This window comes from Gilliamella sp. HK2 (genome assembly GCF_001690265.1).
GTDB classification, from domain to species: Bacteria; Pseudomonadota; Gammaproteobacteria; order Enterobacterales; family Orbaceae; genus Gilliamella; species Gilliamella apicola_C.
Genome location: NZ_LZGV01000052.1, coordinates 1 through 14,470, shown reverse-complemented (window position 1 = coordinate 14,470; position 14,470 = coordinate 1). Strand labels below are relative to the sequence as shown.

The following is a 14,470-nucleotide window of genomic DNA, read 5'->3' as shown; positions in this document are numbered from 1 at the left end:
CCTTTACCGCCATTCCCTATCAAGCCTTAAAACCCTATCGCCCCGCGCCCATACACTGGCCACAAGTCAGTGGCACCTTACCCGCACGAGTGACTAGCCCTGATAATGACACCTACGGCTATATTGACACTCACGGGCGCTACCGGGTTAAATTTAACTTTGACTTAAAAGAATGGAAAAAGGGCACTGAAAGCTTATGGGTACGCTTAGCCAAACCTTATTCGGGTAACACTTATGGTTTTCACTTCCCGTTAATTGACGGCACGGAAGTGGCGATTGCCTTTATGGATGGCAATCCCGATAGGCCGTATATTGCCCATGCCATGCACGACAGCGCCCACCCTGACCATGTGACCACAGTAAACAAACACCGCAATGTCATTCGCACCCCCGCCAACAACAAACTGCGCATGGATGATAAACGCGGGCAAGAGCATATCAAACTAGCGACTGAATACGGTAAAACCCAGTTAAACATAGGTCACCTTGTCAACCAAAACAAACAAGAGCGTGGTGAAGGGTTTGAACTGCGCACGGATGAATGGGGCGCTATCGCTGCTAATAAAGGCTTATACTTAACCACCCAAACCGCGCCGAAAGCACAAGGCAAACAACTGGATATGCAAGCGGCAATAAACCAACTGGAAAATGCCTTATCGATTGCCAAAGCCCTACAAAATGCCGCTACCCAGTCCGACGCACACAGTGCCGATACCGACAGTCAAGACCAACTTAAAGCCAACTTAAGCGAGCTAACCCAAAGTGGCCTACTGGCCTATGCGCAAGAAGGCATTGCCTTAACCAGCCCTGAAAACATCCAATTGACAACAAACAACAGCTTAACCCTAACCAGCGAAAATCAAACCGATATCACCGCATTAAAAAACATCACCGTATCATCTGGCGACGCAATAGGGTTATTTGCCCATAAATCAGGCATGAAGCTATTTGCTAACCAAGGCGATATTGCAGTGCAAGCCCAAAATGCCAACCTCAATATGGCGGCTAAGCAAGATATAAAAATAGACAGTGTTGATGGTGAAACACAGATAACAGCTACTAAAGCGCTGACCCTAATCTGTGGTGGCTCTTATATCAAAATCAGCAGTGAGGGCATTGAACTGGGCACGCAAGATAATACCTATTTTAAGTGTAATGTCATGCAGAAGATGGGACCAGCAAGCCAATCTCAAACAATTAGATTAAACTCAAGTGAACTGAATGTAAAACGCTGCGCAGAAACGGATTGAAAATGATTACTAAATTGAATAATCAAGATAACTTTAACAAATATCGCTATTTATTAGTCGATAATTTAGTGGCACTTAATTCAATAAACCCATTATCACACGACTCATTAGTGGATCAATTTGGTGAAGATAAACTATTTGGCGAACAGAAACTCACTCAGGTATTACGCACTGATTTAGATTATGATCCAAGTATATGCCCAACACTGATTAAACTGGCAGAGCCCAATGAATTTTTAGACAGCCCGATCCTTGATGACATCAGTGAGCAAGCTGAAATCGAATGTTTTTGGTCAAAGCGTTATATTTGTGCTTATATTGTTAGCCCCCTTAAACCGTCGATATTGGCAAAGCAGCTGATAACTATTGGTAATAACATCGCTAAAATATTGCAACAGCCTTATTATCCTTTCTTTGAACCGTTTCGCATGCAATTTTTGCAAGAAGTGGCTACCAACGAAGACAGCGCATGGCTAAAATCGCAATTTGCCCAAATTGAAAACTATTACTATCCATCAATTCATGCTGGGCAGTTTATTCATTTTACGGCCGATAGTGAACTTGAAACGCAAGACCGCTGGAGCCACCATTATTGCCAACGCTTAAAACATTTCAAAATGATTCGAACCCTTGTTAATGCATGGGCCAATAATCGAACACAATTTGATGATCAAAAATCACTACCACTCCATAACCAAGTGATTTTGCACTCAACGCAACTGGTTGAGCAAGCGTATCAATTAGGTTTAACTGAGGCTACCGATATCTTATTTTGGGGATTAAATGGCTTAAGGTACCAAACTGCTTTTACTCAGCATCCTAACGTGCTTGAACAAATTGCCAAAGCGCGAAAAGAGCCGGGCACATTCTCAAAACACGTTATTGACGCCCAGATTCAGCTTGAAAGCCCATCACTTTCTATTTACGAATAACAAATAAGACAAGCATTAAAGAGCATAAGATGAAAAAAACAGCAAACATTGCGATAGAAAATAAAAATGAAGCTTCAGGTAGTTGCCTTGCCTGTGAACGAGTAGGATTACCCGTCTTTTTACTGCGTCAAGCCGTGATAAAAACAAAATTCAATAAAATTGAACAGGTTAACCCCACTTATCAAGAACTGGCGAATTATACTAAAACATTAGATTTTAAACACCGCATGCCAGATGAAGAATTAGAATATTATGACTATGTACTTCGCACTTTGCGTAACGGCTATGTTTATGTGATGCAACAACAAGGTGAGAATATTGAGAGCCGAATACTTCATGTGTATGAATGCATTGATGGCGCACTAAGATTAAAAAACTTCCTTGAACTAACTAATACCGAGCCAAGACCGATATCAAAAGCGTGTAAAAATGCTTGCCACAACATTCCTGCATCGTTTATTAACCTTAATAATAGGGACTTTACTCAAGCATGGGTGGCTTATTCTTCACAGCCTTGGCCCAAAAAGACTCTCGACGATTACCTAAAAGAACAAGATAGCCAAGTGTTATCGCGTTTTACCAAAATTGATATACAAAACCTCAAAGACTCACCGTCTGATGCAACGGGCAAGCGAGCGGTGCCGTTTAAAGATATTTTTGGTTATAGTCATGAACATGATGATAATAATAAAAGCAAAGTCCTAGAGTTTCGTTTTGGTGACCAAGGTCTGGATAATTTTAAATCGGCACATCCTTTTATCAGTTTAAAAAAACAAAGGCAAAAATTTGCAAATTACGCAAATATTCTCTATCTGAGGTGTGGGCCAATATCGTGTGGCGTAGTGCTAGAAGACACCTTAGGTATTGCTGAAGAGCTCAATTCACAACGGGTATCAGAGTTACATATCTTTTGCAGTGATGCGCCAAAACAAGCCGAACCATTATTGCCTTTTAATGGTGACGAAACCAAAGCCTATCAACAGCGTGGAGAACAGATGTATAACCGTGTTAATCCTCGGTTGAAAAATCTGTTTAAATATTATCAACCTGATATGTTTAAAAAACGCACAATTTTACAGTTGATAGAGAATTATCGAACTTCAATTGAAGACGCTTATGACACCGAAATTGCCCGGTTACAAGAACACTATGAATACCTAAAAGATATTAATGCTGCCTATGACTCGGGTGATGACTTTTTACGAAAAGTAGAAAATGAGATTAAAGACACTGAGTCAGAAAAAGCCAAAAAAATTGAAAAAATAAACCAGCATATTAATCATGGTGAAGTTAAGAAATTTAAAAATGAATTAGAAACCGAATTTAAAGAAATAACTCGATATTATGAAGAGTGGTCGCAAGACTATTTTACCTATGTTCGTTGGTTATTTGGCGATACAAAATTTGTCTCGCAATATAGCAACATAAAACCGACTTCTTTTAATCAAAATCATTTTTGGCAAAGAGAGTTTGATTTTTCAAACGATACAAGCTCGCTTATTCATATAAAAGAAATTATCCAAATCTTGATTGATTCAACCCATGCAGAAGTGCGTCTTGACGAAGATAACGCCCTATGGGACGAGCTACTAAGTAATCCTGCCAGTATTTTTTATGTAATAGAACATAAAAATAACCAAGGGATTGATCTTGATGCGCTGGCATTTATCGATTTAGACACCGATACTCTAGTAAAATGGCGTGATATTATCGACAAATCAACGGGTTTTGCTTCTGCTTATAATACGCATCAAGAGCAAAAAAACCAAAACAAGCAAACCGATAAAGAAAAAGAACTGCAAAAAGAAAAAGAGCGTGTTGAGCTAGATATTGAAAAAAAACAGCAAGAGATTAATGCCAAACAAGAGGAGTTAAACAAAAATCGACAACATAACCCACAAGAGCATAGCAAGCTACAAAAAATAAGAGATCAAAAAATTAAAGAGCTCAACCAATTAAAATCGTTTTTGGCATCGATTGACCGCAAACTTGCTGAAATGGCAAATACCCCCAGTGCTGTGACCCATGTCGACAAAAATCGATACTTGCATCAACTTGCACTTAAAAAATACACCGTATTAAAAACCAATAAACAACACCAACCGATTAAACCACGTTTAAAAATGCTTGATACGTTATCTTATTTGGGAGATTTAGGTGGGCATCCCGTTGAGTTCTCTATGCAAGTTAGGCAAGATAAAATTCGACAGGTTTATGCACTATTAACCCAATTACAAGGGAGTTTTTCTCGTGAAAATAGTTTAACCAGCCAAGAAATAGCGTTTTTAGCAAAATTTGATGTCACCGATCCAAAATATGACGTTGGCTCAAAAAAACCAACAACCCAAAAGCTTAAATTTACACTTTGCTTTCCCGACGAGGCAAGTAAATCGCTAGTTGTCAATTTTCTAAAAAATAAACAGATACTCAATCCCAATGATTTTAAAAACTTCTTAACCAGCAACATGGCGGATTATGTCACGTTAATCAACCGTACTACCGTATTACAAGACAAAATTGACAAAGTTAATCAACAAAAATCCAGCAATGACGAAGCGATTAACGAATCGAACGAAAAGAAAAGAGAAGATAAAATCAAAGAGCGCGAGATAAACCGTGAAACCGAAGCAATGAATCAACGCGAAATGGAAAAAGCGAAAATTGATGAAAAGCTATCAACTCATGAACAAGTAAAAACAACCCGCCAAAGTGCAAAAGCGGCTAAGCTTAGCTATGGTGCTAATGCAATATCGGGCGTTGTCACCCTGTTAAATATTTACGATAACCTAAAAGAGTGGAACACCGTTAAAGAAGGCGAAAGCCAAGCTAAAAAAATGCGCCAACTGGCGATCGACTTAGGTTCGTTAGCATTATTAAGTGTTGATAGTGTTGCCATATACCGTGACATAAAATTAAAAATGCAATTAGTTAAAGCCATGCGATCGCGTGTTGCAACGACATTAGTACCTGAAATCGAAGCGAAACTGACATTAAATACTTTGATTTCTAAAACCGTAGCCAAAGCTTTTGCTGCCATAACTCTTTTTGACGCCTTAGGTGAGTTAAAAAGTGCCTTGGGGATGTGGAATATGGAGGATAAAAGTTATTTTAGATCTAGATTGTTTGGTGCTTTAGCCTTAGGCGTCGGTGCTGTCCTATTATTACTTGAAAGTGGATTCGCTATAGGGATTGGTGTTGCGTTATTAGTTTTAAGTTTATATTTAATTGCTTATAGCAAAAAATACGATAATTTTACCCCTATCGATCACTGGTTAAACCGCTGTTATTTTGGGGTGCACAAAGAGTTTACCTATTTGGGGTACGACGCTTATCACGAAGAGCAAGAAGCATTTGTCGGTTTTGGTCATTCGGTGAATGATTATTTAGTTGCCTTGTCGGGCATTGAAACTTTTATCCTCTTTAAAAAACCGAGTTCATTTAGTGGGATGAAGCTATATCAGCGCCACCTCTATTTTTATTTAACATACCCAAACTGCGCTGCTATTACCCAAAAGCCGTTACAGGTTTCAGTTAAATTATTTGGCAAAAATGGGCAAAGTGATGAGGATATGATTGAATCTCGCTTTAATATCCGTTCAACAGGGGTAAATCACAACGCAGGAGAGGTGCCCCCCCCAATTCACTTAAACGAAGATAAAGCCAAAGAAACCCTAAAAATCACAGAGTATGTCACCACCGATAAAAACTACTTTATCAACCGCTATGAAACGAAAACGTTTAAAACTCTCACTCAGGGTAAAGCGGCATGGCAATCTAATTTTACCGATATTGAAAAAATTGAAGTAAAACAAACCGATTCTAACCAGCCAGGTAGTGATCTAACGCTGATAACCTGGGTAGCGGGTACCTTTGCTTATGATCTAATAAATAACTATCAAATCAATATCTGCCCTAATGGACAAGATGATGGCGAAATTCCGCTCATCATTAACCGAATCAGTAACCAATTTCATGAAGAATAAATAAAAGGAGAATAAAATGCCATCAAAATACCGTCCACAAATTTTTGGTTGGTTTGGTGATCTAGATAAAGGTCCTTATAGTGTGCCCCTGCATGATCGTCGCTTAAGCTATGCCAATAATAACTATTGTGCCTTTATTCGTCAGGATCATAATGATCAGATTTTTTATGCCTGTCTCTATTTTGTTGTCGTTATTGTTTTATTAATACTTCTTATTGGTTTTCCTACATTTATTATGGATTATGATCATCCTGATAGTGGTAGCATGCTTTGTTTTATTGGAGTTATTGGATTTATTACCTGTTGTATCGGTATGTATTATGCTGTTCCTCAACTGTATCATAATCTATTCTCTCGCCGTGGTAGCCCCATTATATTTAACCGTAAAACGGGTAAAGTCTATGTTAACGAAAGTGACTTTTTTAACTTTAAAATATTACGCCATCCCGTAGTATTTTTACAACCGAAAAAACGCCGAATAAAAGAGTATGATTGGGATGATTTGCATGGTGTTATTATCCATAATATGTCGCGTAATGCTTTAAGCTCGACTGTGTTAATGGTGTGCCAACCCGATACGCATCAAGTGATTGATCATATCATGCTAGATCCTGCCCGAGCAGGCGCTGGTAGTACATTTGTTTGGGGATGGATCAATAGTTTTATGGTGTATTATAAATCAGCCAATATTGATGATGGTGAATATAAGTCAGATCAAGAAGCGGAATTTAAAGCCCATAGGATTGGCGGCCAAGGCTGGCCCGAATGGATGGTAGAAGCGTTTAATGCCACATCATTAGAAGAGCTCGCCGGAATTAAACAACGGCACAATATAACGCAATAGCCCAAAAGCCGTTGCAGTTTGGCAAGCATGGGCAAAGTGGTATAGCAATCTAATTTTACCGGTATTGAAAAAATTGAAGTGAAAAAAACTGATTCTAACCAGCCAGATAGTGACTTAACGCTGATAACCTGGGTAGCGGGCACCTTTGCTTATGATCTAATAAATAACTATCAAATCAATATCAGCCCTAATGGACAAGATGATGGCGAAATTCCGCTCATCATTAACCGAATCAGTAACCAATTTCATGAAGAATAAATAAAAGGAGAATAAAATGCCATCAAAATACCGTCCACAAATTTTTGGTTGGTTTGGTGATTTGGATAAAGGTCCACGTTCAGTGTCCCTGCATGACGATCGCTTAAGCTATGCCAATAATAACTATTGTGCCTTTATTCGCCAGGATCATAATGATCAGATTTTTTATACCTGCCTTTACTTTGTTGCTATTATTTTGGGGAGTATATTAGTAGTCGGATCTTGTACATTTATTATGGATTATGATCATCCTGATAGCGGTAGCATGCTTTGTTTTATAGGAGTTGGTGGCGTTATTACTTGCTGTGCTGCTTTATATCTATCCATTCCTGAATTCTATCAAAACGCTTTTTCCCATCGTGGTAGTCCCATTATATTTAACCGTAAAACGGGTAAAGTCTATGTTAACGAAAGTGACTTTTTTAACTTTAAAATATTACGCCATCCTGCAGTATTTTTACAACCGAAAAAACGCCGAATAAAAGAGTATGATTGGGATGATTTGCATGGTGTTATTATTCATAATATGTCGCGTAATGCTTTAAGCTCGACCGTGTTAATGGTGTGCCAACCCGGTACGCATCAAGTGATTGATCATATTATGCTAGATCCTATTCGCGCGGGCGCTGGTAGTACATTTGTTTGGGGATGGATCAATAGTTTTATGGTGTATTATAAATCTGCCAATATCGATGACGGTGAATATAAATCAGATCAAGAAGCGGAATTTAAAGCCCATAGGATTGACGGCCAAGGCTGGCCCGAATGGATGGTAGAAGCGTTTAATGCCACATCATTAGAAGAGCTCGCCGGAATTAAACAACGGCACAATATAACGCAATAGCCCAAAAGCCGTTGCAGTTTGGCAAGCATGGGCAAAGTGGTATAGCAATCTAATTTTACCGGTATTGAAAAAATTGAAGTAAAAAAAACCGATTCTAACCAGCCAGATAGCGACCTAACGCTGATAACCTGGGTAGCGGGCACCTTTGCTTATGATCTAATAAATAACTACCAAATCAATATCAGCCCTAATGGACAAGATGATGGCGAAATTCCGCTCATCATTAACCGAATCAGTAACCAATTTCATGAAGAATAAATAAAAGGAGAATAAAATGCCATCAAAATACCGTCCACAAATTTTTGGTTGGTTTGGGGATTTGGATAAAGGTCCTTATAGTGTGCCCCTGCATGATCGTCGCTTAAGCTATGCCAATAATAACTACTGTGCCTTTATTCGTCAGGATCATAATGATCAGATTTTTTATGCCTGCCTTTATTTTGTTGCTACAATTTTCGGAATTGGAATTATCATTGGATCTATTTGGTTAATAGTTCATCATGATAACTCTAAAATAGAATTTATTGATATGGTAGTAATTTTGAATTTTATTACATGTTGTCTTGGTATGTATTATGTTATTCCCCAAGTGTATTATTATCTATTTTCTCGTCGTGGTAGTCCCATTATATTTAATCGTAAAACGGGTAAAGTCTATGTTAACGAAAGTGACTTTTTTAACTTTAAGTTTTTACGCCATCCTGCAGTATTTTTACACCCGAAAAAACGCCGTATAAAGGAGTATGATTGGGATGATTTGCATGGTGTTATTATTCATAATATGTCGCGTAATGCTTTAAGCTCGACCGTGTTAATGGTGTGCCAACCCGGTACGCATCAAGTGATTGATCATATCATGCTAGATCCTGCCCGAGCAGGCGCTGGTAGTACATTTGTTTGGGGATGGATCAATAGTTTTATGTTTTTTTGTGATGTTGCCAATATTGATGATGGTGAATATAAGTCAGATCAAGAGGAGGAATTTAAAGCCCATAGGATTGACGGCCAAGGCTGGCCTGAATGGATGGTAGAAGCATTTAATGCTACATCATTAGAAGAGCTCGCCGAAATTAAACAACGGCACAATATAACGCAATAGCCCAAAAGCCATTGCAGTTTGGCAAGCATGGGCAAAGCGGTATGGCAATCTAATTTTACCGATATTGAAAAAATTGAAGTAAAAAAAACCGATTCTAACCAGCCAGATAGTGACTTAACGCTGATAACCTGGGTAGCGGGCACCTTTGCTTATGATCTAATAACTATCAAATCAATATCTGCCCTAATGCACAAAATGATGGCGAAATTCCGCTCATCATTAACCGAAGCAGGAAGAATAAATAAAAGGAGAATAAAATGCCATCAAAATACCGTCCACAAATTTTTGGTTGGTTTGGTGATCTAGATAAAGGCCCACGTTTAGTGCCCCTGCATGACGATCGCTTAAGCTATGCCAATAATAACTATTGTGCCTTTATTCGTAAGATTCCTTCTGATCAAGTTTTTTATTTATGTATTTACATCATTGCTGTTATTCTTTTATGCTCTGCAGTGGTTATATTATCTATATTGACTTATTTATGTGATCCAATTTTAGAAACTAACATGTTTTTAGCTGCGTTAAGTGGTGTTATTTTATGCTTTATTGCTATGTATTTTGTTATTCCAGAAATCTATCATAATCTATTTTCCCGTCGTGGCAGCCCCATTATATTTAACCGTAAAACGGGTAAAGTCTATGTTAACGAAAGTGACTTTTTTAACTTTAAAATATTACGCCATCCCGTAGTATTTTTACAACCGAAAAAACGCCGAATAAAAGAGTATGATTGGGATGATTTGCATGGTGTTATTATTCATAATATGTCGCGTAATGCTTTGAGCTCGACCGTGCTAATGGTGTGCCAACCCGGTACGCATCAAGTGATTGATCATATTATGCTAGATCCTATTCGCGCGGGCGCTGGTAGTACATTTGTTTGGGGATGGATCAACAGTTTTATGGTGTATTATAAATCAGCCAATATCAATGATGGTGAATACCGATCAGATCAAGAGGCGGAATTTAAAGCCCATAGGATTGACGGCCAAGGCTGGCCCGAATGGATGGTAGAAGCATTTAATGCCACATCATTAGAAGAGCTCGCCGAAATTAAACAACGGCATCATATAAAACAATAAATTTCAATAGCTCAGGGCGGGAAAGGATAACGTCGCCAATTTTACAATAACCGTGAAGACGTGCCATTAATTGTGACTAAAAACAATAAAATTTAAAATAAGGAGCAAAACAATGCCATCACAATATCGACCCCAAATTTTTGGTTGGATAAGCGATTTAGACAAAGGCGGGAACTATTTAACGGGTGCCGATGATCGCTTGCTCTATGCCAATGATAACTACTGTGCTTTTATTCGTAAGACAAAATCTGATCAGATTTTTTATTTGTGTATTTATTTAATTGTGTTAATTTTTTTAACTTTAGCAACCATTTTATGGATACTATTAGTTTTTTTATTTAATATTGAAAATGAATCAAAAATAAACATATTAGGTATATCAGCATTTACTATTTGCTGTGTTGCTATTTATCTTATTATTCCCGAAATCTATCAAAACTTATTTACACGCCGTGGAAGCCCCATTATTTTTAATCGTAAAACGGGTAAAGTGTATATCAATGAAAGCTATTTTTTTAATTTTAAAGTGTTACGCAATCCACTAACCTTTTTGCACCCTAATAAAAAACGCATTAAAGAATATGATTGGGCCCATTTACAAGGGGTGGTGGTGCATAACTTTTCCCGCTACTCACTCAATACCACTATTTTAATGGTATGCAAGCCCCATAGCCATAAAACAATCGACCATATATTATTAGACCCATTACGTGTCGGCATAGGTAGTTATCTGGTTTGGGGTTGGGTCAATAACTTTATGTGCGCGAACAAATTAGCCGGCCTAAACGACGGCAAATACAAATGGGAACAAGAAACCCAATTTAAAGACAAAATTATTAAAGGACAAGGCTGGCCAGAATGGATGGTAGAAGCATTTAATGCCACATCGCAAGAAGAGCTCGCTGAAATTAAACAACGGTATCATATAAAACAATAAATTTCAATAGCTTAAGGCGGGAAAGGATAACACCGCCGACTTTACAATAACCGTGAAGGCGTGCCATTAATCGTGACTAAAAACAATAAAATTTAAGATAAGGAGCAAAACAATGCCATCACAATATCAACCCCAAATTTTTGGTTGGATAGGCGATTTAGTAAAAGGCGGCAACTCTCTAACCGATGCCGATGATCGCTTGCTCTATGCCAATGATAACTACTGTGCTTTTATTCGTAAAACAAAATCTGATCAGTTACTCTATTTATGTATGGGTTTTTTTTCTCAATTTCGGGGATCTTTTTAATTCCATCTTTGATATATTCTATTATAACGTGCAATAGTGATACACTTGTCTATCTTTTAACTCCTGGTTTATTTTGTTATATTATTCTCGAATATTTAATGATTCCGGAATTTTATCAAAACCTTTTTACACGCCGAGGAAGCCCCATTATTTTTAATCGCAAAACGGGTAAAGTGTATATCAATGAAAGCTATTTTTTTAATTTTAAAGTGTTACGCAATCCACTAACCTTTTTGCATCCTAATAAAAAACGCATAAAAGAATATGACTGGGCCAATTTACAAGGGGTGGTGGTGCATAACTTTTCGCGCTCTTCACTCAACACCACTATTTTAATGGTATGCAAGCCCCATAGCCATAAAACCATCGACCATATATTGTTAGACCCATTACGTGGTGGCATAGGTAGTTATTTTGTTTGGGGTTGGGTTAATAATTTTATGTGCGCGAACAAATTAGCTGGCCTAAACGATGGCAAATACAAATGGGAACAAGAAACCCAATTTAAAGACAAAATTATTAAAGGACAAGGCTGGCCCGAATGGATGGTAGAAGCGTTTAATGCCACATCGCAAAAAGAGCTCGCTGAAATTAAACAACGGCATCATATAAAACAATAAATTTCAATAGCTTAAGGCGGGAAAGGATAACGCCGCCGACTTTACAATAACCGTGAAGGCGTGCCATTAATTGTGACTAAAAACAATAAAATTTAAAATAAGGAGCAGAACAATGCCATCACAATATCAACCCCAAATTCTTGGTTGGATAGGCGATTTAGTAAAAGGCGGCAACTCTCTAACCGATGCCGATGATCGCTTGCTCTATGCCAATGATAATTACTGTGCTTTTATTCGTAAAACAAAATCTGATCAGATTTTTTATTCATTTATTTTTATTATATCTATGTTTCTTGGAAGTGTAGGAGCTATTGCTAGTATTGATTTATGCATTCTTATTTTTTCAGAATTAAAAGACAAAGAAGATGAGTTTATGCTAATTATTATAGCAATAGGTGCAATACTTTGCATTTTTGCAATGTACTCAACAGTTGTTCCAGGTTTATATCAAAACTTATTTACACGCCGAGGAAGCCCCATTATTTTTAATCGTAAAACGGGTAAAGTGTATATCAATGAAAGCTATTTTTTTAATTTTAAAGTGTTACGCAATCCGTTAACCTTTTTGCACCCTAATAAAAAACGCATTAAAGAATATGATTGGGCCCATTTACAAGGGGTGGTGGTGCATAATTTTTCACGCTACTCACTCAACACCACTATTTTAATGGTATGCAAGCCCCATAGCCATAAAACAATCGACCATATATTATTAGATCCATTACGTGTCGGCATAGGTAGTTATCTGGTTTGGGGTTGGGTCAATAACTTTATGTGCGCGAACAAATTAGCCGGCCTAAACGACGGCAAATACAAATGGGAACAAGAAACCCAATTTAAAGACAAAATTATTAAAGGCCAAGGCTGGCCCGAATGGATGGTAGAAGCGTTTAATGCCACATCGCAAGAGGAGCTCGCTGAAATTAAACAACGGCATCATATAAAACAATAAATTTCAATAGCTCAAGGCGGGAAAGGATAAAACCGCCTACTTTACAATAACCGTAAAGTCGTGCCATTAATTGTGACTAAAAACAATAAAATTTAAAATAAGGAGCAAAACAATGCCATCACAATATCAACCCCAAATTTTTGGTTGGATAGGCGATTTAGACAAAGGCGGTAACTATTTAAAGGGTGCCGATGATCGCTTGCTCTATGCTAATGATAACTACTGTGCTTTTATACGCAAAATATCATCTGATCAAATATTTTACTTATCCATGCTTTTTGTTCTTTTTGTCCTTTCAATACCATTAATCTACGTATCTATAAATTTAATTTTAGAATTAGCATTAAGAAAAGAAACTTTCTTGATGATTAATTTCATCGTGATATTAATTGCTTCTTTAGTTGCTTTATATATATTTATTATCCCTGAATTCTATCAAAACCTGTTTACACGCCGAGGTAGCCCCATTATTTTTAATCGCAAAACGGGTAAAGTGTATATCAATGAAAGCTATTTTTTTAATTTTAAAGTCTTACGCAATCCACTAACCTTTTTGCACCCTAATAAAAAACGCATTAAAGAATATGACTGGGCCCATTTACAAGGGGTGGTGGTGCATAACTTTTCCCGCTACTCACTCAATACCACTATTTTAATGGTATGCAAGCCCCATAGCCATAAAACAATCGACCATATATTATTAGATCCATTACGTGCCGGCATAGGTAGTTATCTGGTTTGGGGTTGGGTTAATAATTTTATGTGCGCGAACAAATTAGCCGGCCTAAACGATGGCAAATACAAATGGGAACAAGAAACCCAATTTAAAGACAAAATTATTAAAGGCCAAGGCTGGCCCGAATGGATGGTAGAAGCGTTTAATGCCACATCGCAAGAGGAGCTCGCTGAAATTAAACAACGGCATCATATAAAACAATAAATTTCAATAGTTCAGGGTGGGAAAGGATAACGCGCCGACTTTACAATAACCGTAAAGTCGTGCCATTAATTGTGGCTAAAAACAATAAAATTTAAGATAAGGAGCAAAACAATGCCATCACAATATCAACCCCAAATTTTTGGTTGGATAGGCGATTTAGACAAAGGTGGGAACTATTTAACGGGTGCCGATGATCGCTTGCTCTATGCCAATGATAACTACTGTGCTTTTATTCGTAAAACAAAATCTGATCAGATTTTTTATGTATGTCTTTCAGGCGTAATTTCAATTGGATTGATGTTTATTATTCCTATATTAATATATTTGCTTACATGGATAGAATCGGTCTCTATGCTTATTCTTCCATTGGTGATCATAATTTTATTTTTTATTACATTATATTTAATGTTACCAGAATTTTA

15 protein-coding genes are annotated in these 14,470 nt (G+C 37.5%); all 15 read left to right on the top strand.

Going from position 1 to position 14,470, the window contains the following annotated elements; genetic code table 11:
* Positions 1–1,250, top strand: a 1,250-nt coding sequence (locus tag A9G45_RS04625; protein WP_141673604.1) for a DUF2345 domain-containing protein, incomplete at its 5' end; no start/stop codon positions are given.
* A gap of 2 nt (positions 1,251–1,252) precedes the next feature.
* The gene (locus A9G45_RS04620) at positions 1,253–2,182 is read left to right on the top strand and encodes a hypothetical protein (RefSeq protein ID WP_065566424.1); all 930 of its coding nucleotides are present in this window, start codon (positions 1,253–1,255) and stop codon (positions 2,180–2,182) included.
* Positions 2,183–2,211: 29 nt separating this feature from the next.
* Positions 2,212–6,165 (top strand): toxin VasX, encoded by a 3,954-nt coding sequence (locus tag A9G45_RS04615; RefSeq protein ID WP_065566423.1) that lies wholly within the window; start codon positions 2,212–2,214, stop codon positions 6,163–6,165.
* Positions 6,166–6,181: 16 nt separating this feature from the next.
* Positions 6,182–7,009: a DUF6708 domain-containing protein gene (locus tag A9G45_RS04610; protein ID WP_065566422.1), complete on the top strand. Its 828-nt coding sequence runs from the start codon at positions 6,182–6,184 to the stop codon at positions 7,007–7,009.
* Positions 7,010–7,087: 78 nt separating this feature from the next.
* Complete coding sequence (locus A9G45_RS04605) at positions 7,088–7,267, top strand: hypothetical protein (RefSeq protein ID WP_065566421.1); 180 nt, start codon at positions 7,088–7,090, stop codon at positions 7,265–7,267.
* A 16-nt stretch (positions 7,268–7,283) separates the two neighbouring features.
* Positions 7,284–8,111, top strand: a complete 828-nt coding sequence (locus A9G45_RS04600) for a DUF6708 domain-containing protein (protein ID WP_065566420.1) — start codon at positions 7,284–7,286, stop codon at positions 8,109–8,111.
* A 274-nt stretch (positions 8,112–8,385) separates the two neighbouring features.
* Positions 8,386–9,210, top strand: coding sequence for a DUF6708 domain-containing protein (locus A9G45_RS04595; RefSeq protein ID WP_065566419.1), 825 nt, complete (start codon positions 8,386–8,388; stop codon positions 9,208–9,210).
* Between the two features lie 18 nt (positions 9,211–9,228).
* Positions 9,229–9,516 (top strand): hypothetical protein, encoded by a 288-nt coding sequence (locus A9G45_RS14360; protein WP_176701600.1) that lies wholly within the window; start codon positions 9,229–9,231, stop codon positions 9,514–9,516.
* Positions 9,468–10,292 carry a DUF6708 domain-containing protein gene (locus A9G45_RS04585; RefSeq protein WP_065566417.1) on the top strand — a complete coding sequence of 275 codons (825 nt, stop codon included), beginning with the start codon at positions 9,468–9,470 and terminating at the stop codon, positions 10,290–10,292. Before A9G45_RS14360 ends, A9G45_RS04585 begins: the two co-directional genes overlap by 49 nt.
* A 112-nt stretch (positions 10,293–10,404) precedes the next feature.
* A complete protein-coding gene (locus A9G45_RS04580; RefSeq protein ID WP_065566416.1) occupies positions 10,405–11,229 on the top strand; it encodes a DUF6708 domain-containing protein in 825 nt (274 codons plus the stop codon).
* 112 nt (positions 11,230–11,341) lie between these two features.
* A complete protein-coding gene (locus A9G45_RS04575) occupies positions 11,342–11,536 on the top strand; it encodes a hypothetical protein (protein WP_065566415.1) in 195 nt (64 codons plus the stop codon).
* Positions 11,497–12,156: a DUF6708 domain-containing protein gene (locus A9G45_RS04570; RefSeq protein WP_335339916.1), complete on the top strand. Its 660-nt coding sequence runs from the start codon at positions 11,497–11,499 to the stop codon at positions 12,154–12,156. Before A9G45_RS04575 ends, A9G45_RS04570 begins: the two co-directional genes overlap by 40 nt.
* Before the next feature lie 112 nt (positions 12,157–12,268).
* Positions 12,269–13,108: a DUF6708 domain-containing protein gene (locus tag A9G45_RS04565; RefSeq protein WP_065572371.1), complete on the top strand. Its 840-nt coding sequence runs from the start codon at positions 12,269–12,271 to the stop codon at positions 13,106–13,108.
* A gap of 112 nt (positions 13,109–13,220) precedes the next feature.
* The gene (locus tag A9G45_RS04560; protein WP_065566315.1) at positions 13,221–14,048 is read left to right on the top strand and encodes a DUF6708 domain-containing protein; all 828 of its coding nucleotides are present in this window, start codon (positions 13,221–13,223) and stop codon (positions 14,046–14,048) included.
* A gap of 111 nt (positions 14,049–14,159) precedes the next feature.
* Positions 14,160–14,470, top strand: a 311-nt coding sequence (locus tag A9G45_RS04555; protein WP_141673603.1) for a hypothetical protein, incomplete at its 3' end; no start/stop codon positions are given.

Coding starts and splice junctions, on each gene's coding strand:
- A9G45_RS04570 (WP_335339916.1), top strand. CDS start 11,497: ATGTATGGGTTTTTTTTCTCAATTTCGGGGATCTTTTTAATTCCATCT.
- A9G45_RS04585 (WP_065566417.1), top strand. CDS start 9,468: ATGCCATCAAAATACCGTCCACAAATTTTTGGTTGGTTTGGTGATCTA.
- A9G45_RS04580 (WP_065566416.1), top strand. CDS start 10,405: ATGCCATCACAATATCGACCCCAAATTTTTGGTTGGATAAGCGATTTA.
- A9G45_RS04615 (WP_065566423.1), top strand. CDS start 2,212: ATGAAAAAAACAGCAAACATTGCGATAGAAAATAAAAATGAAGCTTCA.
- A9G45_RS04610 (WP_065566422.1), top strand. CDS start 6,182: ATGCCATCAAAATACCGTCCACAAATTTTTGGTTGGTTTGGTGATCTA.
- A9G45_RS04575 (WP_065566415.1), top strand. CDS start 11,342: ATGCCATCACAATATCAACCCCAAATTTTTGGTTGGATAGGCGATTTA.
- A9G45_RS04595 (WP_065566419.1), top strand. CDS start 8,386: ATGCCATCAAAATACCGTCCACAAATTTTTGGTTGGTTTGGGGATTTG.
- A9G45_RS04620 (WP_065566424.1), top strand. CDS start 1,253: ATGATTACTAAATTGAATAATCAAGATAACTTTAACAAATATCGCTAT.
- A9G45_RS04600 (WP_065566420.1), top strand. CDS start 7,284: ATGCCATCAAAATACCGTCCACAAATTTTTGGTTGGTTTGGTGATTTG.
- A9G45_RS04560 (WP_065566315.1), top strand. CDS start 13,221: ATGCCATCACAATATCAACCCCAAATTTTTGGTTGGATAGGCGATTTA.
- A9G45_RS04565 (WP_065572371.1), top strand. CDS start 12,269: ATGCCATCACAATATCAACCCCAAATTCTTGGTTGGATAGGCGATTTA.